We start from the raw sequence: 681 nt of genomic DNA on the forward strand, positions 1-681 counted from the left end.
CATACTGTGTGCTTCTACCCGAAGCTTATCGCGGCTTATCGAGTCCTTCATCGGCTCCTGATGCCTTGGCATTCCCCATGCGCTCTTTTTAGCTTGTCCTTTTGCTTTTTTATTGTCGCTAACTACTTCGTTAACTTCATATTTTCTGTACTCACGTATCACGATACGCTCCGTTCATAAAATACTCGTTTCCTCGTATTTATCGCCACTAAACTTCGTAACATTATTTTGCTTATAAATAAACAAAACAATTTGCCAATTTTAATTTGAGTAATTATCTAGGTAATTATTTCAATTATTACAAAGAATATATTCTTGGCTTGTTGTATTATATACAATATACTTGTTTATTGAATCCTATTACTTTGTCATCTGCATAATTTTTTTCATTCACGTATAAAATACGCTCATTGTAAAAATTATTTGATTCCTTGTACTAAGGTTCACTAAACTTCGTATTCTATGTGCAATTTTCAAAGAACAATGGTGGGCTTAAATGGACTCGAACCATCGACCTCACGCTTATCAGGCGTGCGCTCTAACCAGCTGAGCTATAAGCCCTCACTTTGAAAGACTTAGTCTTTCAAAATTGAACAGAATCTACATTAAATTAAACCTTCTTTTTCGAAGTAAGTATATTTTAATTACTAGTTAAACATCATGTTAACTAGATTTCTCCAT

1 tRNA gene is annotated in these 681 nt (G+C 33.6%); it reads right to left on the reverse strand.

From position 1 onward, the window contains the following. Window positions 1–484: 484 nt before the first annotated feature. Window positions 485–561, reverse strand: a tRNA-Ile gene (locus NG918_RS16520). Window positions 562–681 lie beyond the last annotated feature (120 nt).

The organism is Clostridium sp. ZBS2 (assembly GCF_023845855.1).
Lineage (GTDB): Bacteria > Bacillota > Clostridia > Clostridiales > Clostridiaceae > Clostridium > Clostridium aquiflavi.